Source organism: Streptomyces sp. NPDC090499 (assembly GCF_044769305.1).
Classification (GTDB): domain Bacteria; phylum Actinomycetota; class Actinomycetes; order Streptomycetales; family Streptomycetaceae; genus Streptomyces.
In genome coordinates this window covers 106,303-127,563 of record NZ_JBIVXP010000011.1, presented here as the reverse complement: position 1 = coordinate 127,563, position 21,261 = coordinate 106,303, and the positions used below count along the sequence as shown (strand labels likewise).

Genomic DNA, 21,261 nt, shown 5'->3' with positions numbered 1-21,261 from the left:
ACCCCCGAAGATACCCTGCGATCTACAGAAACGAAACCGTTTCGTACGTGTGCTGTCTCACGCGGACGGGAAATCCGTGAGCTGCCACGAGTTGCTGGCCCTCCGCCCCCGGAAAAGCATGGGGAGGTGAGCTATCTGCGCCAGCCGCACCTCAGCGGCGACCTGTTGTGCTTCGTGGCCGAGGACGACCTCTGGCTGACCTCGCTCGACGCCCCGGGCCGCGCCTGGCGGCTCACCGTCGACCGCACCAAGACCGGCCACCCGCGCTTCTCCCCCGACGGCCGCCGGATCGCGTACACGAGCTGGCGGAGCCTGGTGCCCGAGATCCACCTGGTCGACGTCGACGGCGGCCCCGGCCGGCAGCTGACGTACTGGGGCAGCGCCGACACCCGGGTGAGCGGCTGGACCCCGGAGGGGGACATCCTGGCGGTCGCCTCGCACGGCCAGCCCTTCTCCTACTTCACCTGGGCCTACAAGGTCTCCCCCGACGGCGACCCGGGCCGCGAACTGCCCTGGGGGCCGGTCGCCGACATCCAGGTCGCCGACATCGCCGGCGAACGCAGGACCCTGCTGCTCACCGGCACCCCGCCGCACGAACCGGCCGGCTGGAAGCGCTACCGGGGCGGCGCCATGGGCCGGCTGTGGCTGCACGGGCAGCGGCTCCTCGACGGCATCGGCGGCCACCTCGACTCCCCCATGTTCGTCGGCGGCCGCATCGCCTTCCTCTCCGACCACGAGGGCGTCGGCAACCTCTACTCCTGCGCCCACGACGGCTCCGACCTGCGCCGGCACACCGACCACGACGCCTTCTACGCCCGAAACGCCGCCAGCGACGGCAGCAGGGTCGTGTACCAGTGCGCGGGCGACCTCTGGCTCGTCGACGACCTCGGCCCGGACGCCGCACCGCGCCGCCTCGACGTACGCCTGTCCGGCCCCCGGGCCGGGCGCCGCCCCTACCAGGTGCCGGCCGCCCAGCACGTCGACGGCGTCTCCGTCGACGAGACCGGGCGGGCCGGCGCCGTCGTCGTCCGCGGCAGCCTGTACTGGCTCACCCACCGCGACGGACCGGCCCGCACCATCGCCGACACCCCGGGGGTACGGGTGCGGCTCCCGGAGATGCTCGGTTCGACCGGGCAGATCGCCTACGTCACCGACGCCGGCGGCGAGGACGCCGTCGAGATCGCCCACCTGCCCCGGGCGACCGGCGCCCGCCCACCGCGCCGGCTTGCCTGCGGGAAGCTGGGCCGGGTGCTCGAACTGGTCGCGGACCCCCTCGGCGAACGGCTGGCCGTGGCGGCACACGACGGCAGGCTGCTGCTCATCGACGCGACCGAGGAGGTGGGCGACGTTGCCGGAGTCGACCAAGCCGACGGCGTTGACGACATGGACGGAGTTGACGACGTTGACCGAGTTGACCGAGTTGACGGCGTTGACAGCGTTGACGCTTCTGGTCCCGTCGGCATTGATCCTGTTGACGGTGCGGGCTCCGACGACGTGGTCACCGAGCTGATCCAGTCGGTCAACGGACCGGTCCGTGATCTGGCCTTCTCACCGGACGGGTCATGGTTGACCTGGTCGCATCCGGGCATCGGCCGTTCGCTGCGGCAGATCAAGATGGCCCGCATCAGCGACCGGCTCGTCATCGACGTCACCAACGGCCGCTTCGAGGACGAGAACCCGGTCTTCACCCGCGACGGCCGCTACCTCGCGTTCCTGTCCTGGCGCGGCTTCGACCCGGTGTACGACGTGCACACCGGCGACCTGTCGTTCCCGCTCGGCTGCCGCCCCTACCTGGTCCCGCTCTCCTCGGCGACCCCCTCCCCGTTCGCGCTCAACCCGGACGGGCGGCCGGCCGCCGGCGGCCTGGACCCCGTCGAGGACGAGGAACCCGGCGAGGGCGGCGCGGTGACGGTCGAGGTGGAGGGGCTGGAGAGCCGGGTGACCCCGTTCCCGGTCACCGCCTCCAAGTACTCGGCGCTGTACCCGGTCGCGGGCGGCGGCCTGGTCTGGCTGCGCTGGCCGATCTCGGGCGCGCTGGGCGAGACCTTCGTCAACCCGGCCGACACCAGCGGACGGCCGACCCTGGAGTACTTCAACATCACCAAGGCGAAAAAGTCCGAACTCGTGGACCACCTCGACTGGTTCACGGTCAGCGGCGACGGCAGCCGACTGGTCGTGGTCGACGAGGGCGAGCTGCGGGCGGTGCCGTCGACCGAGTCCGGCGACGGCGACACGACCGTCTGGATCGACCTGCGCCGCATCCTGCACGAGGTCGACCCGCCCGCCGAGTGGCGCCAGTCGTACGCCGAGGCCGGCCGCCTCATCCGGGACTACTTCTGGGACCCCGGGATGTGCGGCATCGACTGGGACGGTGTGCTCGACCAGTACCGGCCCCTGGTCGAACGGGTCGCGTCCCCCGACGACTTCGCCGACCTCCTCCGCGAGGTCCTCGGCGAGCTGGGCACCTCGCACGCCTACGTCACCCCGGCCCGCCGCAACGAGGGCCCGCCGCACTACCAGCGCCTCCAGGGCCTGCTCGGCGCCAACTTCGTACGCCGGGACGGCGGCTGGACGGTCAAGCGGATCCTGCCCGGCGACTCCTCCGACTCCAAGGCGCGTTCCCCGCTCGCGGGCACCGGCATCCGGGAGGGCGCGGTCCTCACCCACATCGACGGCAGGCCGGTGGACCCGGTGACCGGGCCGTTCCCGCTGCTCGCGGGGGCGGGGGCCACGACGGTGGAGCTGACGTTCGCCCCGGGCGAGGGCGAGTCGGGGCCGCCGCGCCGGGTCGCCGTCCTCCCGCTGATCGACGAACGGCCGCTGCGCTACCAGGACTGGGTGGCCAAACGCCGTGAGGTGGTACGGGAGATGAGCGGCGGGAAGTGCGGCTACCTGCACATCCCGGACATGGGCGGCTCAGGCTGGGCCCAGTTCAACCGCGATCTGCGGATGGAGGTCTCCCGGCCGGCGCTCATCGTCGACGTGCGCGGCAACGCGGGCGGCCACATCAGCGAACTCGTCGTGGAGCAGCTCACCCGGACCATCCTCGGCTGGGACCTGACGAGGAACGCCCAGCCGGTGTCGTACGCCTCCAACGCCCCGCGCGGCCCGATCGTCGCGCTGACCGACGAGGCCACCTCCTCCGACGGCGACATGATCGCGGCCGCGATCAAGCTGCTGAAGCTCGGCCCGGTCGTCGGCCAGCGCACCTGGGGCGGAGTGGTCGGCATGACCGGCCGCCACCGCCTGGGCGACGGCACGGTGATCACGGTGCCGATGAACGCGGCCTGGTTCGAGGACTACGGCTGGTCCGTCGAGAACCACGGCGTCGCCCCCGACCTGGAGGTCCTGCGCACCCCCCTGGACTGGGCGGAGGGCCGCCACGTCGAGATGGACGACGCCATCCAACTGGCCCTGGACCTCCTGACCGACCACCCGGCGGCAGTCCCACCCGACCACAGCGAGGTACCGAACCGCTCCCGCCCGAAGCTTCCCCCACGGTCTACTTGAGACGCCGGGGAGCGTCCCTACCAAAGGGGCGCTGGGGGTACCCCCGGCCGAAGGCTGGGGGAGGAACTGCGCGACCAGCCCCCACCACCCCGCACCCGCCCCCCACCGCAACCCACTCCCCCCTGGGCGCACAAAACGCAGGGCACCCTCCAAAAGAAGGGCGCCCCACGCCAATTCGGCCAAGCCAAGTGCAACGACTACGCGTCGTAGTCCTGGTCGAACCGGTCCTGCATCTCCTGCTCGGTGTCGTCCATGTTCTGACGACCGCGCTCAGTCATCTGCCGGCCGCGCTCCTGCGCCTGCTGACCGCGCTGCTGCGTGTGCTGGGCACCCTGCTGGCCACGCTGCTGGGTGGGCTGGGCGCCCTGCTGCGCCTGCTGGCCGCGCTGCGGGGCCTGCTGCCGGCCCTCCTGCGCCTTCTGCTTGGCCTGTCCCTGCATCTTGCCGGCCTTGTCCTTCATACCCATGTGGGTTCACTCCCGTGGAGGGTGAGGGGATCGGCCCTCAGTGGGGCCTCGACCAGACTCACACGGGCCGACTACGCGCGCATTTCGATCAATGACGGTGCGTAGCGCGCGCCTCCTCGTCGGCCGCCCCACCTGCACCGACGAGCCCAGTGCGGATGCCCTGCAGCCGGGGCGCGAACCGCTTCATCTCCCGCTGCCCGACCGTACCGATCAGTGCCGGCAGGTACCCGCGCACGCCCTGCATCCCGCGCAGCCACCGCTGCCCGTACACGTGCGCGGAGCGCCGCTCGATGCCGGCCACGATCCGGTCCACGGCCGGACCCAGCGGGTACGTCTTGTTCGCCGGCCACGGCAGCCGCTGCCGCAACTCCCGCATCACCTCGTCCTGGTCGGCGCCGCGCACCATGTCGGTGTCCGTCCAGGACAGGTACCCGACCCCGACCCGCACGCCCTGGTGGCCGACCTCGGCGCGCAGGCTGTGCGCGTACGCCTCCACGCCCGCCTTGGACGCGCAGTACGCCGTCATCATCGGCGCCGGTGTGATCGCGGCCAGCGAGGCGATCTGCAGCAGATAGCCGCGGCTCTCCGTGAGCACCGGCAGGAACGCCCGCCCCGTCACCGCCGAGCCGATCAGGTTGACCTCGATCACCCGCCGCCAGGCGTCGGGGTCGGAGTCGGCGAACGGACCGCCGTTCGCCACCCCGGCGTTGGCCACCACGATGTCGACCTTCCCGAACCGCTCCTTGACCTCCCGGGCGACCCGGCCCATCGCCTCGTGGTCGGTGACGTCGGCGTACCAGTGGGCGCTGTCGCTGTGCAGCCTGCCGGAGACCTCCTTGAGGGCCTCCTCCTCAAGGCCGACCAGCGCGACCCGCGCCCCGCGCGCGGAGAGCTTGCGGGCGAGCAACTCGCCGACACCGCGCGCCGCTCCGGTGACGACGGCGACCTGCCCTTCGAGACCGACCCTGCTCATGAGCCCTCCTTGATCCGCGCGGGCCCGTCGGCGCCGGCTTCCTGAGGGGCGCCGGTCACGTACGCGGTGACCAGTTCCCGGATCTTTCCGTTGACCAGCTCCGGTGCCTCGACCGGAGTCATGTGGCCCATGCCCGGCAGTTCGGTGAGGCCGAGGGGGTGCGGCAGCGCGGCGATCAGCGCGCGGGCGTGCACCGGGGGCGTGAGCCGGTCGGCCGTGCCGGTGACGACCGCGGTGGGCGCGCTCAACTCCCGTACGCCGTGGTCGAGGTCGAGCTGCGCGAGGACGCGGGCCCAGGTGTGGCGCACCGCGCGCGGACAGGCGTGCACGATCCGCGCGCACGCCTCGACCATGTGCGGGGCGGAACCCGGACCCATGGTCGCGTACCTGAGGATGCGCCGCGCGAGGGGCGTGACAGGACCGAGCGGGGCGCGCGAGGCCAGGACCCGCGTGGTCAGCCAGGTGCGCAGGCCGCCGGCGCGCAACGGCAGCACGCGCGCCTCGGCGACCAGCCGCGAGCTGCCGGTGCTGCACAGCAGGACGGCGGCGGCGTGCTCACGGAAGCGGGGGCGCGCGGCGGCCGCCATGACGGTCATGCCGCCCATGGAGTGGCCGACGATCACGGCACGCTCCCCGCGGGCAAGGGTGTGCGCGAGCACCGCTTCGAGGTCGTCCGCCAGCGCCCGGGTGGTGCACGCGGAGCTCGCGGGACTGCGCCCGTGCCCCCTCTGGTCGTAGGCGATCACCCGGTGGTCGACGGCCAGTTCGCGTGTCTGCGCCGCCCAGAAGGCGGTCGAGCAGGTCCAGCCGTGGGCGAGGACGACGGGCGGCGCGTCCTCGGGGCCGTGCACCTCGACGTGCAGGCGGGCGCCGTCGGCGGAGACGACGGTGAGTTCGCGGGCGGGGGCGGGCGGCGCGTACGGCCCGGAGGTCACGTGGGTGAGCCGGCTCATGCCCCCACCTCCGCACCGGCCATGTCGCTGCCGCCGGCGCCGACACGCGGCAGGGGCGCGCGGATCACGTCGTACTCCGCGAGGTCCACCCGCTGGGTCGCGCGCCGGAACTCCGTGGTCGTACCGGGCCAGACGGTGGTGTTGCGGCCGCTCGCGTCGAGGTACCAGCTGGTGCAGCCGCCGGTGTTCCAGACGGTGCGCTGCATGCGCTCCTGGACCTTGTGGTTCCAGGCGGCAACGGCACCGGGGCGCGCGTCCAGGGCCGCCCGCCCGCCGAGCACGCGGAGCTGGCGCAGGTAGTCGGCCAGGTAGTTCAGCTGGGACTCGATCATGAGGATCATGGAGGAGTTCCCGAGGCCGGTGTTGGGCCCGATGATCGTCATCCAGTTGGGGAACCCGGCGACCGAGGCGCCGCGCAGCGCCGCCATGCCGCCCTTCCAGGTCTCCGCGAGGGTCCGCCCGTCGGCGCCGACGACCCGCTCCGCGATGGGCATGTCGGTGACGTGGAAGCCGGTGCCGAAGATGATCGCGTCGACCTCGGCGCTGCCGCCGTCGGCCGCGACGAGGGTCGAGCCGCGGATCTCGCTGAGCCCGCTCGTCACCACGTCCACGTTCGGCTGGGCCAGCGCCGGATAGTAGGTGCTGGAGAGCAGGATCCGCTTGCAGCCGATGCGGTAGTCCGGGGTGAGCCTGGCGCGCAGCGCGGGGTCCTTGATCGCGCGGGCCATGTTGCGCTTGGCGAGGCTCTCCACCAGGCCGAGTTCGTCGGGCCGCTTGGTGAACGCCTGGACCTGGAGTTCCCTGATCCCCCACAGGAGGCCGCGCCGGGCCTGGGTGGTGAAGGGCAGCGCGCGGTGCAGCCGGCGCTCGGCGGCGCTGATGGCCCGGTCGACGCGGGGCATCACCCACGGCGGGGTGCGCTGGAAGAGGGTGAGGCGGTCGACCTCGGGCTGGACGGCGGGCACGATCTGGATCGCGGAGGCGCCGGTGCCGACCATGGCGACCCGCTTGCCGCGCAGGTCGTAGTCGTGGTCCCAGCGGGCCGAGTGGAAGACCTTGCCGGGGAAGGAGTCCAGCCCCGGGATCTCGGGGATCTTCGGGTCGGACAGCGGCCCGGTGGCGGAGACGACGACGTCGGCGGAGAAGGTGCCGGCGGCGGTCTCGATCTCCCAGCGCAGCGCCTCCGCGTCCCAGGCCATCCGCTTGACCTCGGCGTCGAAGCGGAGGTGCGGCCGGAGCCCGAACACGTCGGCGACGTGCTCCAGGTAGGCGCGGATGTGCTCCTGCCCGGAGAAGGTGCGCGGCCAGTCGGGGTTGGGTGCGAAGGAGAAGGAGTACAGGTGGGAGGGGACGTCGCAGGCGCACCCCGGATAGCTGTTGTCCCGCCAGGTGCCGCCGACGCTGCCGGCCCGTTCCAGGACGACGAAGTCGGTGATCCCCTCCCTGCGCAACCGCACGGCCGCGCCCAGCCCGCCGAACCCGGACCCGATCACCGCCACCCGTACATGCTCGTGCTGGGCCATCCCGGAGCCTCCACACCTCGCCCGTGATTACGCCAGTGAACACTGGCACGGTTGGACTGTAGAGCAGCTCCGTACCGATGGGTAGGCCCCGGACGGAGGAAAGTTACCGGCGGTACAACATAGGCTGCGCACGTGACGGACGACGGCGGACGAACGACCTCCACGGCCTCCGCCCCGGGCGGCGGCCGCGAGTACCGCATGGAGGAACTGGCCGCACGGGCCGGCATCACCGTGCGCACCCTGCGCTTCTACCGCGAACGCAAGCTGATCCGGCCACCCCGCCGCGAGGGCCGTATCGCCTGGTACGACGACCACCACCTGGCCCGGCTGCGCACGATCTCGGCGCTCCTGGAACGCGGTCACACCCTGAACGGCATCGCGGAGCTCGCCGAAGCCCTCGACCAGGGCCGCAACGTCGCCGACCTGGTCGGCGTCGGCACCCCCACCGAGGAGGAGCCGGTCCGCCTCACCCCCGAGGAGCTCGCCGCGCGCTTCGAGGGCGAGGTCACCCCGGAGAACCTCGCCGCCGCCATGGACCTCGGCTACCTCGGCACCGACGGCGACGACATCGTCCACATCAGCCGCCGCCTGCTGGACGCCTCCGAGGCCCTGGTCCGCGAGGGCTTCCCGCTCGCCGAGGTGCTGGCCGCCGGCCGCAGCGTCCGCCGGCACGCGGACGCCCTCGCCGAACTCTTCGCCGACCTCGTCCTGCGCCACGGCCCCGAGGAGGACATGGAGCGCCTGCGCCCGCTGGCCCGCAGCGTGGTGGAGGCGGAGGTGTCACTGGCGCTGGACCGGCGGCTGCGGAAGAACCCGTAGAGGGACCGGTCAGAAGTCGTCAGAGGTCGTACACCACGGTGACCGGCGCATGGTCGGACCACCGCTCGGCATGCGTGGCCGCCCGCTCCACGAACCCCTTGACCGCCTTGCCCGCGAGTCCGGGCGTGCTCAGCTGGTAGTCGATGCGCCATCCCGAATCGTTGTCGAAGGCCCGCCCCCGGTACGACCACCAGGTGTACGGCCCCTCGGCGTCCGGATGCAGCGCGCGCACGACGTCGACGTACCCGCCGTCGGCCGGGTCCAGGACCTTGCCGAGCCAGTCCCGCTCCTCCGGGAGGAAGCCGGAGTTCTTGGTGTTGCCGCGCCAGTTCTTCAGGTCGGCCTGCCGGTGGGCGATGTTCCAGTCGCCGCAGACGACCACCTCGCGGCCGTCGGCGGCGGCCCGCTCGCGCAGGTCCTTCAGATGGGCGAGGAACTCGGTCATGAACCGGTACTTCTCGTCCTGCCGCTCGGTGCCGACCTCTCCGGAGGGGAGATAGAGGGAGGCGACGGTGACCCCGGGCAGGTCGGCCTCGACGTAGCGCCCGCTCGCGTCGAACTCGTCCGATCCGAAGCCGACGCACACCCGGTCCGGCTCACGCCGGGTGTACAGGGAGACACCCGCGCGCCCCTTGGCGGCCGCGGGGGCGTGCACCACATGCCACCCGCCGGGCGCGCGCACCTCTTCCGGGAGCTGCTGCGGCTCGGCGCGCACCTCCTGGAGGCAGAGCACGTCCGCGGAGGTCTCCGCGAGCCACTCCACGAAGCCCTTCTTCGCGGCGGCCCGCAGTCCGTTCACATTCACCGAGGTCACAGTCAGCACCAGGGCACGATACCGGCACACTGGACGGAGTCCCGATGCCCACCGCGTTCACCGCCTGCACGAATATACGATGCCCCACATGGATATACGCCCAGTCGCCTTCGACCACCCCGACGCCGTCAAGCTGAACGACGAGGTCCAGGCCGAGTACCAGCAGCGCTACGGCGACGGCGGCGACGCCACCGTCCTCGGCACGGCCGACTTCGCACCGCCGAACGGCATCTACCTGATCGCGTACGACGAGTCCGACCGCCCGGTGGCCACCGGCGGCTGGCGCAGCCAGGACGCGAACGGCGAGGGCAACGAGGACGGCGACGCCGAGCTCAAGCGCATGTTCGTCGTCGAGGCGATGCGCGGTCGCGGTCTCGCCCGCCGCATGCTCGCGGCCCTGGAGGCCGACGCCCGCGCGGCCGGCCGCCTGCGCATGGTCCTGGAGACCGGCACCAAGCAGCCGGAGGCCATCGCCCTCTACACCTCCAGCGGCTACGAACCGTGCGTCAAGTTCGGCTACTACCGCCACTACGAGTCCAGCCGCTGCTTCGCCAAGGCCCTGCGGGCGGACCTGCCGGCGGACCGGTAGGCCGCAACTGCCGGAACAGACCTGCCGGGTGGCGGCCGAGCCGCCACCCACCGGGCCGGCGGTCCGGGGAACGACGAAGACCCCGCACGATCTTCACGATCGTGCGGGGTCTCACCGTGCAGTGGACCTGAGGGGATTCGAACCCCTGGCCCCCTCGATGCGAACGAGGTGCGCTACCGGACTGCGCCACAGGCCCTTGCAACGAGTGAAACTCTAGCATCCCCGTCGGGGTGCTTGGAAATCCGTTCCCTGACTGGTCAGGCGTGGGGTGCCGAGGCGCCCCACGCCTTCGGCGTCAGGTCATTCGTTGGCCGCGCGGGGGCGGTCGCCGTCCTCGTACTGGTCGAAGAGGGGCGTGCGGCCGCGTTCGCGTGCCCGGCGGGCGGAGGCCGCGTTGGGGGTCCCCCCGCGCGGGCGCCGCCGAGCGTGCGGGACGGCGTCGGTCCGGCCGTCCGCCTCCGCCGTCTTGTCGTCGGCGGCGGGCGCCGCCTCCTCCGCCTCGGCCTGGGGCGCCGCGGGCCTGCTCTCCTGTTCCGACGCGACGGCGCTGGACCGCGCCGAGCTCCACGCGTCCGGCGCCCCCAGGTCCACTTCGGAGGTGGCGCGCGGTGCGACCGGTGCGGTCACGTAGGTCGGCAGCGGCACCGGCACCGGGTCCCAGCTGTCGCCGTGCCCGGGGCGCCGCTGCCGCTCACGCTGCTGGTCGACCCACTCGGCGTGGTCGGTCTGCTCGACGAGGGCGCGCCGGTCGGCGGCGAGTGCGGACAGGCCGGGGTCGGTGCCGGTCCCTGGTCCCTCCTCCGGTTCGTCCGCGCCGACGGCCGCCGGGTCGAGGGGCGCGCGCCGGCGCGGCTGGCGTTCCCGCAACCGTTGTGCGGCGACCTCGGCCTGACGCCGGTCCATCTGGTAGGCGAAGCGCCGGCGCTCCTGTGCCCGCAGGTAGGCGATGTAGGCGCTGAGCATGACGGCGGGCACGCCCGGCGCCCACAGGAACGCCAGTCCTCCGACGGCGGCGACGATCGCGCCCAGCGTGAAGGCGACGAAGAGCATGACGGTGGTGCGCCGACGGCGGGCGAGCGCCTTCGAGCGCCGGGCGCGTTCCGCGGCCGCCTGTGCGGAGGGCGCGCGCCGGGGGGTCGGAATCTGTTTGCGGGCGGGCGCGGGACCGGACTTGGGCGCGGGACCCGACTTGGGCGCGGAGGCGGAAGCCGGGGCCGGGACGGATGCGGTGCCCGTCTGGCGGGGCGGCGCGGATGTGGCCGTCGACGCGGCCGTCTGGTCGCGCGCCGGTTCCTGGCGTCCGGGTTCCTGGCGTCCGGGTGCCTCCGGACCCCTCTCCGCCGGGACGTCCGCCCGGACCTGACGGCGGGTCGGGTGCATGGCGAAGGCCCGGACGTCCACCGAGTCGGTGGCGGCGTCCGGTTCACGGGCGTCCTGCTCCCCCTCCGAGGCGGAGCGCGCCCGCAGGTCCCTGGCGTACCGACGCTCCATCCCCGCCCGTCCGGACAGCAGCCGGATGGCGGTGCTGAAGCGTTCCGTCGGACGGGCCTCGTTCAGCTCGTCCTGCCTACGGAGCCACATCGGCACCAAGTAGGCGGCCCAGGCCCCGACGATGACTGCGTAGATGAGGCCGCTGCTGCTCACGCCTCACACGGTAGAGGGGTTTGCGTGGGGCCATCTGCCAATTGCGCCGGTGTGTCGCACGATCTGGCTGATATTTCGAGCTTTTTTTGTGACCGATGCGATCAGTAGGCCGCCGGAGCCGCGAATTCAACGCCCCGAGATGGTCAAGAACCGATCAATTTCGAACACGCATTCAATTAGTTCGGCTAGCCGGGATTCCCTGGGGTGTTCTGCGGATTGCGCGGCACATGCGGGGGCGTGCCCGTGCCCGTCGAGCCCGGCGCCTTCGCGGACGCGCTCTGCGAGCGTGCCCGCTGCCAGCGGCCGAGCAACCCCTCGGGCACCTCTTCCGCGGTGAGGGCGAAGACGAGGTGGTCGCGCCAGGCGCCGTCGATGTGGAGATAACGCGGCCGCAGCCCCTCCTCGCGGAATCCGAGTTTCTCCACGACCCGGCGGCTGGGCCGGTTCTCGGGGCGAATGCAGACCTCGATGCGGTGCAGACCAACGGTCCGGAAACAGTGGTCCACCACGAGCGCGACGGCGGTCGGCATCACCCCGCGGCCGGCCACCGACTGGTCCACCCAGTAGCCGACGTGTCCCGAGCACATCGACCCCCAGGTGATCCCGGCGACGGTCAACTGCCCGACCAGGCGCCCCTGGTACTCGATGACGAACGGCAGCATGCGGCCGGCGTTCGCCTCGGACCGCAGGTGCCGGACCATCTGCCGGTAGGTCGGCCGGTGCGCGATCGGCCCGCTGGGCGTGGGCGGCGGGATGGTGGCCTCCCAGGGGCGCAGCCAGTCCCGGTTGCGCCGGTTGACCTCGCGCCAGGCCCGCTGGTCGCGCACCCTTATGGGCCGGAGGACGACGTCGCCGTCCACCAGCACGACGGGCCAGGACAGGCTGTTCAGCTCGCACCCCCGCTGCTCGGCCCGGGGTGGTCGCCACCGCGGATCTGGTCGACGGCGTGCGCCAGCAGCGGTTCCAGGACGGCGAGGCCGTCCCGCACCCCGCCGGTGGACCCCGGAAGGTTGACGATCAGTGTCCGGCCCGCCACCCCGGCCAGGCCCCGGGAGAGCGCGGCGGTGGGCACCTTCTCCCGTCCGAACGCGCGGACGGCCTCGGCGATGCCCGGCACCTCGTAGTCGAGCACCGCACGGGTCGCCTCCGGCGTGCGGTCGGTGGGCGAGATCCCGGTGCCGCCGGTGGTGACGACGACGTCGTACCCCGCCTCGACCCCGGCGCGCAGCGCGGCCGCCACGGGGTCCCCGTCGGGCACGACCCGCGGCCCGTCCACGCTGAACCCGAGGTCCGCCAGGCCCGCCGCGACCAGCGGTCCGCCCCGGTCCTCGTAGACACCGGCGGCGGCCCGGTTGGAGGCGGTCACGACCAGCGCGCGATACGGCGCGCGCGGCACGCCATCGGCGGACGGCCCGGCGTTCACGCCCGGCTCCAGTCGCCCGACTTCCCGCCCGTCTTCTCCTCCACACGTACGTCCGTGATGACCGCTCCCTTGTCGACCGCCTTGACCATGTCGATCACGGTGAGCGCCGCGACGGAGACCGCCGTGAGCGCCTCCATCTCGACACCCGTGCGGTCCGTCGTCCTCACGGTGGCCAGGATCTCCACCGCGTCGTCCGCGACCGCCAGATCCAGTTTCACACCGGAGAGGGCCAAGGGGTGACACAGCGGGATCAGGTCCGGGGTGCGTTTGGCCCCCATGATCCCGGCGATGCGCGCGGTGGCGAGGGCGTCGCCCTTCGGAACGCCGTCGCCGCGCAGCAACTCGACCACGCGGGGCGAGACGAGGACGCGTCCGCTGGCGCGGGCGGTGCGCGCGGTCACGTCCTTGCCGGACACGTCGACCATGCGGGCGGCGCCCGCGTCGTCGAGGTGCGTCAGTCGGTCTGGCACGGAGGGTCCGGAGGTGTCCCCCCGGAAGGGCTCAGTCATGCTGTGTGGCGCTCCCGGTCCTGGCCCGTCGCGGTGCGGCGCTCGGGCCTGCTGTGCGCGACACGGTACCGCCAAGACGGCGCGCACCAGCGGGCAGGACCACCCGGCGGACGGGTACACGTGCGGGGCGGGGCACCCGGCGGACATCCGCCGGGCGGGCAGGACCCCCGTCAGCCGAGCAGGACGACCTCGACGTCGGTGCCGGGCTCGACGGACTCCACGTCCTCGGGTACGACGATCAGCGCGTCGGCGTGGGCCAGGGCCGCGACCAGGTGCGAACCGGCGCCGCCCACGGCGGTCACCTCGCCGTCGGCGTACGCCCCGCGCAGGAACTGCCTGCGCCCCTTGGGCGAGCCCAGCGCCTTGCCGGCCCTCAGGGTGGCCGTGGTGCGGGGCCGGTGGACGTCGTCGAGGCCCATCAGGGTGCGGATGGCGGGCCGCACGAACAGTTCGAAGGAGACGTACGACGACACGGGGTTGCCCGGCAGCGCCAGCAGGGGCGTGTGGTCGGGGCCGATGGTGCCGAAGCCCTGGGGCTTGCCGGGCTGCATGGCGAGCTTGCGGAAGTCGATGCCGCTGCCCGGCTCGTCCTCGTCGCCGACGTGCGCCAGGGCCTCCTTGACGACGTCGTACGCGCCCACGCTGACGCCGCCGGTGGTGACCAGCAGGTCGGCGCGGACGAGCTGGTCCTCGATGGTGGCGCGCAGGGTCTCGGCGTCGTCGACGACGGCGCCCACCCGGTAGGCGATGGCACCGGCGTCCCGGGCGGCAGCGGTGAGGGCGAAGCTGTTGGAGTCGTAGATCTGGCCGCTGCCGAGCGCCTCGTCGGGCTGGACGAGTTCGCTGCCGGTGGACACGACGACCACGCGCGGGCGCGGGCGCACGCGTGCCGTGCCGCGGCCGATCGCGGCGAGCAGCGCGATCTGCGGCGGACCGAGGACGGTGCCGGCCGCCAGGGCGAGGTCGCCGGCCTTCACGTCGCTGCCCCGCGCGCGTACGTGCGCGCGGGCCTCGGCCGGCCGGTGCACGCGCACGTGCCCCTCGGCGCCCTCGGGCGCGAGGCTGCGCGCCCGCATCCCGGCGACCGGCCCCTCGCCGAGTCCGCCGTCGGTCCACTCCACGGGGACCACCGCCTCGGCGCCGGGCGGCAGCGGGGCGCCGGTCATGATGCGGACCGCCTGGCCGGGGCCCACCGGGGTCAGCTCGGCCGCGCCCGCCGCGACGTCCCCGGCGACCTCCAGGACGGCCGGGAACTCCTCGCTCGCGCCCGCCACGTCCGCGACCCGCACCGCGTACCCGTCCATCGAGCTGTTGTCGAACGGCGGCAGCGAGAGCGGCACCGTGACGTCGTCGACCAGCACGCAGCCCTGGGCGTCGAGGAGTTGCAGCTCGATGGGCTCCAGGGGGCGGACGGCGGTGAGGATGTCCTCCAGGTGCTCGTCCACCGACCACAGGTGGTCCGGGCCGGCGGGGCGGGTCGCGGCGGTGCTCAACTCTGCTGCATCTCCTCGGCTACGTAACTGCGAAGCCAGGTCCGGAAGTCCGGGCCCAGGTCTTCACGTTCGCACGCGAGGCGGACAATGGCACGCAAGTAGTCGCCGCGGTCGCCGGTGTCATAGCGGCGCCCCTTGAAGACGACGCCGTGCACGGGGCCGCCGACCTTTTCGTCCTGGGCGAGCTGCTGGAGGGCGTCGGTGAGCTGGATCTCGCCGCCGCGGCCCGGCTCGGTGCGCCGCAGTATGTCGAAGACGTGCGGGTCGAGGACGTAGCGGCCGATCACCGCGTAGCTGGACGGGGCGTCCGCCGGGTCCGGCTTCTCGACCAGCCCTGTCACCTTCACGACGTCGCTGTCGGCGGTCGTCTCCACGGCCGCGGAGCCGTAGAGGTGGATCTGCTCCGGGTCGACCTCCATGAGCGCGATCACGCTGCCGCCGTGCTGCTCCTGGACCTCGATCATGCGCTGGAGCAGGGGGTCGCGCGGGTCGATCAGGTCGTCGCCGAGCAGGACGGCGAAGGGCTCGTGGCCCACGTGCGGGGCCGCGCAGAGCACGGCGTGACCGAGGCCCTTGGGGTCGCCCTGGCGGACGTAGTGCATGGTGGCCAGGTCGCTGGACTCCTGCACCTTGGCGAGCCGGCCGGCGTCGCCCTTCTTCTGGAGCGCCGACTCCAACTCGTAGTTGCGGTCGAAGTGGTCTTCCAGGGGACGCTTGTTGCGTCCGGTGATCATGAGGACGTCGTCGAGCCCCGCCGACACGGCCTCCTCGACCACGTACTGGATCGCCGGCTTGTCGACGACCGGCAGCATCTCCTTGGGAGTGGCCTTGGTGGCCGGCAGGAACCGGGTGCCGAGGCCCGCTGCAGGAATGACAGCCTTGCTGATCCTGGGGTGCGACTGAGTCATGTCCGCAACCTTATCCGGTGCCTTTGTGGAGAATCCGAGGCTCCGGGCATTTGGCACTCATATGAGCGGATAGGGAAGGATGCGGGAACGACCTGTGGAGCACGGTGGACCTGGGGCCGAGACTGACAAGCGAATGTTGCGCCGAGAATTCCTCGGGGTGAGGAACAGGTTGACGACGGATGTCGTCAGGGAGGCGGCCGACGCGCTGGCCGGGCACGCGCTGGAACTGCCCGAGTTGGCGCGTGCGCGCACGGTGGCGGCGTACGTCTCGGTCGGGAACGAGCCCGGCACGCTGACGCTGCTGGACGCGCTGGTCACGCGGGGGGTGCGGGTGCTGCTCCCCGCGCTCCTGCCGGACCACGACCTGGACTGGGGCGCGTACGCCGGGGAGGGCTCCCTCGCCCGGGTCCAACACGGCGGGAAGATGGCGCTGTTCGAGCCCTCCGGTGAACGCCTCGGGCCGGACGCCGTGCTCGGTGCGGACGCCGTGCTGCTGCCGGGGCTCGCGGTGGACGCGCGCGGGATGCGCCTGGGGCGCGGCGGAGGGTCGTACGACCGGGTGCTGGCGCGTCTGGAGCGCGCGGGTGCGCGCCCGGCGCTCGTGGTGTTGCTGTACGACACGGAGGTCGTCGGGCGGGTGCCCGCCGAGGCGCACGACCTGCCGGTGCAGGCGGTGGTGACGCCGTCCGGGGTGCGCCGGTTCGCGAGCCCCTGAGCCGCCCTCGGCCGCCCTCGTGGCAGCCCTCCGTGCGAAACGGCCCTCCACGCGTGCGTGGAGGGCCGTTTCAGCGCCGGTGACCGGTCGGGCTCAGGTCGTCGGGCTCAGGTCGTCGGACTCAGGGTTTGAGGACGAGGGTGTCGCCGGTGCTCTTGTCGACCGCCTGGTCGGAGAACGACCACGAGAGCAGTTCGCCGTCGGCCCATTTGCCCGTCTGGTCGGTGTAGTGGGCGCTGAAGGCGTGACCGGAGGCTCCGGTCAGGTTGATCCACTTGGATTTGTCGAAGTCGTCGAGGTTGACGACCATCCGCATGGACGGGACCCAGACGACGCCGTAGCCGCCGGCGGCGTTCCAGCCGGTCGCGTCGACCGTGGCCTCGCCGCCGCTGAGCTTCCAGGGGCCGCGGTTGAGGATGTACTTGACGACGGCGGGGCCGTCGGTGCCCAGGGTCTGGTTCTTCAGGAACAGGCGGTGCAGCCGGCCCCAGCTCCAGGTGTCGATGTCCTTGCCGAGCTTGGCGGTCAGCTCCCAGCGGGCGTCGATCATGGCGCGCTTGAAGAGCTCGTCCATGTTGTCGGCCTTGGGGCGGTCACCCGCGCCGGCCGGCGTCTTCCACCAGTCGCTGTCGGGCTTGTTCATGAGGTTGCGGACCACCTCGAACCAGCGGTCGCCACCGTCCGGCTGGGCCTGGTCGGCGTCGCGCTCGCCGCACTCGCGCACCTTGGTGTCGTCGTCCACCGGACCGGTGCTGTCGATCTTGTCGACCCACAGGCACTGGCCCTTGACCCGCAGCTCCTTGGGCAGCTTGTTGCCGAAGGCGAGCTTGAGGATGTTGCGCCAGACCGAGTTGAAGTAGGCCGCGGCCGCGGAGTCGGCGTCCTGGGTGTAGTCCCAGCCCTCCAGGAGCTTCTGCGCCTCCCGGACGTCCTTGTCGTCCAGGTTGATCTTCAGCAGCTTGGGAACCAGCAGCTTGGCGATCTCGCTGCTGTTGTCCGTCTGCATCTGGCGCATGTCGTCGGTGGAGATCTTGCCGCCGTCCTTGATCTTCGACTCGATCAGGTCGGTGATGCGCTGGCTGCGGGTGCCGTAGCCCCAGTCCGTGGTGAGCGTGTAGGGGTACTTGTCCTTGTCGATCACGGCCTGGTTGGCGGTGACGATGTAGCCGCGCTTCGGGTTGTACTCGTAGGGCAGCTCGTCCTGCTTGATGAAGCCGGTCCACTTGTACTTGGAGTCCCAGCCCGGCGCCGGGATGGAGCCGTCGTCCGCCGAGGAGCGCGTGGGGATCTTGCCGGGCAGCGTGTAGCCGATGTTGTTCTTGGTGTCGGCGTAGATCAGGTTCTGCGAGGGCACGTCGAACTGGGCCGCCGCGCTCCGGAAGGAGTCCCAGTCGGACGCCTTGTCGAGGGCGAAGACGGCGTCCATGGTGGTGCCCGGGTCCAGGGCGGTCCAGCGCAGGGCGATGCCGTAGCCGTCGCCGCGGTCGGGTGCGGCGGTGTCGACGGTGGCCTTCTTGCCGACCTGGACGAGTTCGTCGTCGCGGTCGGACAGCAGCGGCATGCCGTCGGCGGTCTGGCGCACGACGATCTTCTTGGACGCGCCGCCGGCGACCTTGATGGTCTCCGTCCGGGACGTGAAGGGCTTGGTCCTGCCGTCGTACAGGTAGCCGTCGCCGGAGAGCTTCTCCAGGTAGAGGTCGGTGACGTCGACCCCGGAGTTGGTCATGCCCCAGGCGATGTCCGCGTTGTGGCCGATGACCACGCCGGGCATGCCCGCGAAGGTGTAGCCGGTGACGTCGTACTGGCACTTGCTGGAGACCGTGGTGCAGTGCAGGCCCATCTGGTACCAGACGGACGGCAGTGACGCCGACAGGTGCGGGTCGTTGGCGAGCAGCGGCTTGCCGGTGATGGTGTACTGACCCCTGACGACCCAGGAGTTGGAGCCGATGCCCTGGCCGTTCACGCCGACGGCGGTGGGGACGTCGTCCAGGACGTTGTAGAGGCTCTCCAGCTGGCTCGTGAGCGCCGAACCGGTGGACGACGTGGTCGAGGTGCCGCTCGTGTCCGTCGAGGTCCCGGAGCCGCTCGTGGAGCCGCTCTGCTCGAACGTCTTGGTGACCGCGTCGTACTGGCCCTCCTGGACGATCGGCTGGTTGCGGCTGTACGGGTAGTCCGGGTAGAGGTCCTTGATCTGCTGCGGGCCGAGGCGGCTGGTCATCAGGGCGCGGTCGATCTCGTCGTCCATGTTGCCGCGCAGGTCCCAGGCCATCGCCTTCAGCCAGGAGACCGAGTCGACGGGGGTCCACTGCTCGGGCTTGTAGTCGTTGACGAACCCGAGGGCCGCGTACTCCAGGGAGATGTCCTTGCCGTCCTTGCCCTGGAGGTAGGCGTTGACCCCCTTGGAGTAGGCCTGGAGGTACTTCTTCGTGGAGGCCGACAGCTTGGTGTCGTACTCCTCCTTCGCGACCCGGTCCCAGCCCATGGTGCGCAGGAACTCGTCGTTCTTCACCTGGCCCTTGCCGAACATCTCCGACAGGCGCCCGGAGGTCATGTGGCGGCGCACGTCCATCTCGTAGAACCGGTCCTGCGCCTGGACGTAGCCCTGCGCCATGAACAGGTCCTCGTCGGTGGAGGCGTAGATCTGCGGGATGCCGTAGTCGTCCCGCTTCACGGTCACGGGCCCGGAGAGGCCTTCGAGCGTGATCGAACCCTTGGTCTGCGGGAAGGATGCGCGGACCGTGCTGACCGACCAGTACGCCCCGTAGAAGACGCCACCGACGACCGCGAGGACGAGCACGAGCACGATAAGTCGGGCTCTGCGCCCCTTCTTCCTGCCGGACTTGCCAGGCTTGTCACCCGTTGTGGCGGTGGTGTTGGGGGGCATCGCTGTCCTTGCTGTCCTAACGCGAGCGGCAGACGGGCATGTGCATTTGACTGAGCGCTGGAGCAACCATAGGCGCAGGGCCTGACGCCACTTGACCCGGAGTGGGGAACCGGCGGGCACGGGCGTTCGATCTTGCCGCGGGAAGCGTCAAGAAAGCGTCAAGAGTTAGGTAAGGTAACGAAGTACTTGGATGCGGAGTGCCGCATTCTCGGTCCTGTGTACGTGAGCTTCCGCGCCGCCCGCGCGCGAGCCAACGAAGGGAACCGCCGCTGACCGTCCACCACCTCAACCAGCTCCTGCTCGTCTGCTCCCTGGTCCTGCTGGTCGCCGTCGCGGCCGTCCGGATCTCCTCGCGCAGCGGGCTCCCCAGCCTGCTCGTGTACCTGGGGATCGGCGTCCTCATGGGCCAGGACGGCATCGGGAACATCCACTTCAGCAACGCCGAGCTGACCCAGGTCATCGGGTACGCGGCCCTGGTCGTGATCCTGGCCGAGGGCGGTCTCGGCACGAAGTGGAAGGAGGTCGAACCCGTCCTGGCGTCGGCCTCCGTGCTGGCCCTCGTCGGGGTCGGCGTGAGCGTCGGCGTCACCGCGGCGGGCGCGCACTATCTCGTCGGGCTGGAATGGCGGCAGGCGCTCATCATCGGAGCGGTGGTGTCCTCGACGGACGCGGCGGCGGTGTTCTCGGTGCTGCGGCGCATTCCGCTGCCCGCGCGCGTGACGGGCACCCTGGAGGCGGAGTCCGGCTTCAACGACGCCCCGGTGGTCATCCTGGTCGTCGCCTTCTCCACCGCGGGACCGGTCGAGCACTGGTACGTGCTGCTGGGCGAGATAGCCACGGAGCTGGCCATCGGCGCGGCCATAGGCCTCGCGGTCGGCTGGCTCGGCGCCTGGGGGCTGAGACACGTCGCGCTGCCCGCCTCCGGCCTCTACCCGATCGCCGTGATGGCCATCGCGGTCACCGCGTACGCGGCCGGCGCGCTGGCGCACGGCAGCGGCTTCCTCGCGGTCTACCTGGCCTCCATGGTGCTCGGCAACGCCAAGCTGCCGCACTGGCCGGCCACCCGCGGATTCGCCGAGGGGCTCGGCTGGATCGCCCAGATCGGCATGTTCGTCCTGCTCGGCCTGCTGGTCACGCCGCACGAACTCGGCGACGACATCGCGCCCGCCCTGGTCATCGGGCTGGTGCTCACCATGGTGGCGCGGCCGGTGAGCGTGATCGTCAGCCTCGCGCCGTTCCGGGTGCCCTGGGCCGAGCAGACCCTGATGTCCTGGGCCGGGCTGCGCGGCGCCGTGCCCATCATCCTGGCGACGATCCCCATGGTGAACGGCGTCGACACCAGCCACCGGATCTTCAACATCGTCTTCGTCCTGGTCGTCGTCTACACCCTCGTCCAGGGACCGACCCTGCCCTGGCTGGCCCGCAAGCTGCGGCTCGGCGAGGGCCCGGAGGCCGCCGACCTCGGCATCGAGTCCGCGCCCCTGGAGCGGCTGCGCGGGCATCTGCTGTCCGTCTCGATCCCCGAGGGCTCCCGGATGCACGGTGTGGAGATCAACGAGCTGCGGCTGCCCGCCGGGGCCGCCGTCACCCTCGTCGTCCGCGATGGAAAATCGTTTGTTCCGCTGCCCGCGACGGTGCTGCGACGCGGGGACGAACTCCTCGTTGTCGCCACCGACCCGGTGCGGGACGCCGCGGAACGGCGGCTGCGCGCGGTCGGCCACGGGGGCAAGCTGGCCGGCTGGCTGGGCACGAACGGGAGGGCGGGCGCGGGGTCCGGCGGCGCACCGAGCGTGCGTTAAGGGTGTGTTTCAGACAGTTCACACCCCCGCCAATCCCAGGTGAACGGGCCTCACGGTGCTGGTTTTCACAGGTGTACCGGGCTCTCACCCCTGTACGATGAAAGCACCTGATCGAACCAACTCTGCCTGACGCAGAGCTGGCGCGACCGTATGGCGGCCGGAACGCTCTTCGCAGTGGGCACCGGTATCTACCGCAGTTCCGCGCAAGAGGACAGCTCTCGGCGCCGCCCCCCTTATC

The 21,261-nt window shown here is 71.7% G+C and carries 17 protein-coding genes and 1 tRNA gene; 5 read left to right on the top strand and 13 right to left on the bottom strand.

The genetic code is table 11. The features are described from left to right. Positions 1-126 precede the first annotated feature (126 nt). Positions 127-3,510, top strand: a complete 3,384-nt coding sequence (locus ACIQVL_RS33910; protein WP_403477266.1) for a S41 family peptidase — start codon at positions 127-129, stop codon at positions 3,508-3,510. 197 nt (positions 3,511-3,707) lie between these two features. On the opposite strand, the gene ACIQVL_RS33905 is transcribed toward ACIQVL_RS33910, so the two are convergent. The 4 genes from ACIQVL_RS33905 to ACIQVL_RS33890 form a co-directional block, all read right to left on the bottom strand. Next, positions 3,708-3,977 carry a hypothetical protein gene (locus ACIQVL_RS33905; protein ID WP_403477265.1) on the bottom strand — a complete coding sequence of 90 codons (270 nt, stop codon included), beginning with the start codon at positions 3,975-3,977 and terminating at the stop codon, positions 3,708-3,710. Positions 3,978-4,065: 88 nt separating this feature from the next. Beyond that, on the bottom strand, positions 4,066-4,950 hold the full coding sequence (locus ACIQVL_RS33900; RefSeq protein ID WP_403437161.1) for an SDR family oxidoreductase: 885 nt from the start codon (positions 4,948-4,950) through the stop codon (positions 4,066-4,068). Next, positions 4,947-5,903 (bottom strand): alpha/beta fold hydrolase, encoded by a 957-nt coding sequence (locus ACIQVL_RS33895; protein WP_403477264.1) that lies wholly within the window; start codon positions 5,901-5,903, stop codon positions 4,947-4,949. Before ACIQVL_RS33895 ends, ACIQVL_RS33900 begins: the two co-directional genes overlap by 4 nt. Next, positions 5,900-7,426, bottom strand: coding sequence for a flavin-containing monooxygenase (locus tag ACIQVL_RS33890; RefSeq protein ID WP_403477263.1), 1,527 nt, complete (start codon positions 7,424-7,426; stop codon positions 5,900-5,902). The genes ACIQVL_RS33895 and ACIQVL_RS33890 overlap by 4 nt, the downstream gene beginning before the upstream one ends. Before the next feature lie 198 nt (positions 7,427-7,624). Between ACIQVL_RS33890 and ACIQVL_RS33885 the strand changes: the two genes are divergently transcribed. Further along, complete coding sequence (locus ACIQVL_RS33885) at positions 7,625-8,245, top strand: MerR family transcriptional regulator (RefSeq protein ID WP_403437383.1); 621 nt, start codon at positions 7,625-7,627, stop codon at positions 8,243-8,245. Between the two features lie 19 nt (positions 8,246-8,264). On the opposite strand, the gene ACIQVL_RS33880 is transcribed toward ACIQVL_RS33885, so the two are convergent. Beyond that, positions 8,265-9,068 (bottom strand): exodeoxyribonuclease III, encoded by an 804-nt coding sequence (locus tag ACIQVL_RS33880; RefSeq protein WP_403437157.1) that lies wholly within the window; start codon positions 9,066-9,068, stop codon positions 8,265-8,267. Positions 9,069-9,147: 79 nt separating this feature from the next. Between ACIQVL_RS33880 and ACIQVL_RS33875 the strand changes: the two genes are divergently transcribed. Continuing rightward, positions 9,148-9,648, top strand: a complete 501-nt coding sequence (locus tag ACIQVL_RS33875) for a GNAT family N-acetyltransferase (RefSeq protein WP_403437155.1) — start codon at positions 9,148-9,150, stop codon at positions 9,646-9,648. A gap of 122 nt (positions 9,649-9,770) precedes the next feature. Here the strand turns inward: ACIQVL_RS33875 and ACIQVL_RS33870 are convergent. From ACIQVL_RS33870 to galU, 7 genes are all read right to left on the bottom strand, one after another. Further along, positions 9,771-9,844: transfer RNA gene (locus ACIQVL_RS33870), tRNA-Ala, on the bottom strand. A gap of 104 nt (positions 9,845-9,948) precedes the next feature. Continuing rightward, positions 9,949-11,292, bottom strand: a complete 1,344-nt coding sequence (glpR, locus tag ACIQVL_RS33865) for a gephyrin-like molybdotransferase receptor GlpR (protein ID WP_403477262.1) — start codon at positions 11,290-11,292, stop codon at positions 9,949-9,951. Positions 11,293-11,477: 185 nt separating this feature from the next. Continuing rightward, on the bottom strand, positions 11,478-12,158 hold the full coding sequence (locus ACIQVL_RS33860; protein WP_403477261.1) for a GNAT family N-acetyltransferase: 681 nt from the start codon (positions 12,156-12,158) through the stop codon (positions 11,478-11,480). Positions 12,159-12,178: 20 nt separating this feature from the next. Next, complete coding sequence (locus ACIQVL_RS33855; protein WP_403477260.1) at positions 12,179-12,715, bottom strand: molybdenum cofactor biosynthesis protein B; 537 nt, start codon at positions 12,713-12,715, stop codon at positions 12,179-12,181. Further along, positions 12,712-13,224, bottom strand: a complete 513-nt coding sequence (gene moaC, locus ACIQVL_RS33850) for a cyclic pyranopterin monophosphate synthase MoaC (protein ID WP_403437149.1) — start codon at positions 13,222-13,224, stop codon at positions 12,712-12,714. Before moaC ends, ACIQVL_RS33855 begins: the two co-directional genes overlap by 4 nt. Positions 13,225-13,394: 170 nt before the next feature. Further along, positions 13,395-14,717 (bottom strand): gephyrin-like molybdotransferase Glp, encoded by a 1,323-nt coding sequence (glp, locus tag ACIQVL_RS33845; RefSeq protein WP_403437147.1) that lies wholly within the window; start codon positions 14,715-14,717, stop codon positions 13,395-13,397. Continuing rightward, positions 14,714-15,625: a UTP--glucose-1-phosphate uridylyltransferase GalU gene (galU, locus tag ACIQVL_RS33840; protein WP_351710765.1), complete on the bottom strand. Its 912-nt coding sequence runs from the start codon at positions 15,623-15,625 to the stop codon at positions 14,714-14,716. The genes glp and galU overlap by 4 nt, the downstream gene beginning before the upstream one ends. Positions 15,626-15,758: 133 nt before the next feature. Between galU and ACIQVL_RS33835 the strand changes: the two genes are divergently transcribed. Then, positions 15,759-16,340: a 5-formyltetrahydrofolate cyclo-ligase gene (locus ACIQVL_RS33835; protein WP_403477259.1), complete on the top strand. Its 582-nt coding sequence runs from the start codon at positions 15,759-15,761 to the stop codon at positions 16,338-16,340. A gap of 121 nt (positions 16,341-16,461) precedes the next feature. Here ACIQVL_RS33835 and ACIQVL_RS33830 read toward each other — a convergent pair whose 3' ends face one another. Beyond that, positions 16,462-19,224 (bottom strand): penicillin acylase family protein, encoded by a 2,763-nt coding sequence (locus ACIQVL_RS33830; RefSeq protein ID WP_403437145.1) that lies wholly within the window; start codon positions 19,222-19,224, stop codon positions 16,462-16,464. Positions 19,225-19,421: 197 nt separating this feature from the next. Between ACIQVL_RS33830 and ACIQVL_RS33825 the strand changes: the two genes are divergently transcribed. Further along, on the top strand, positions 19,422-21,023 hold the full coding sequence (locus tag ACIQVL_RS33825) for a potassium/proton antiporter (RefSeq protein WP_403477258.1): 1,602 nt from the start codon (positions 19,422-19,424) through the stop codon (positions 21,021-21,023). Positions 21,024-21,261 lie beyond the last annotated feature (238 nt).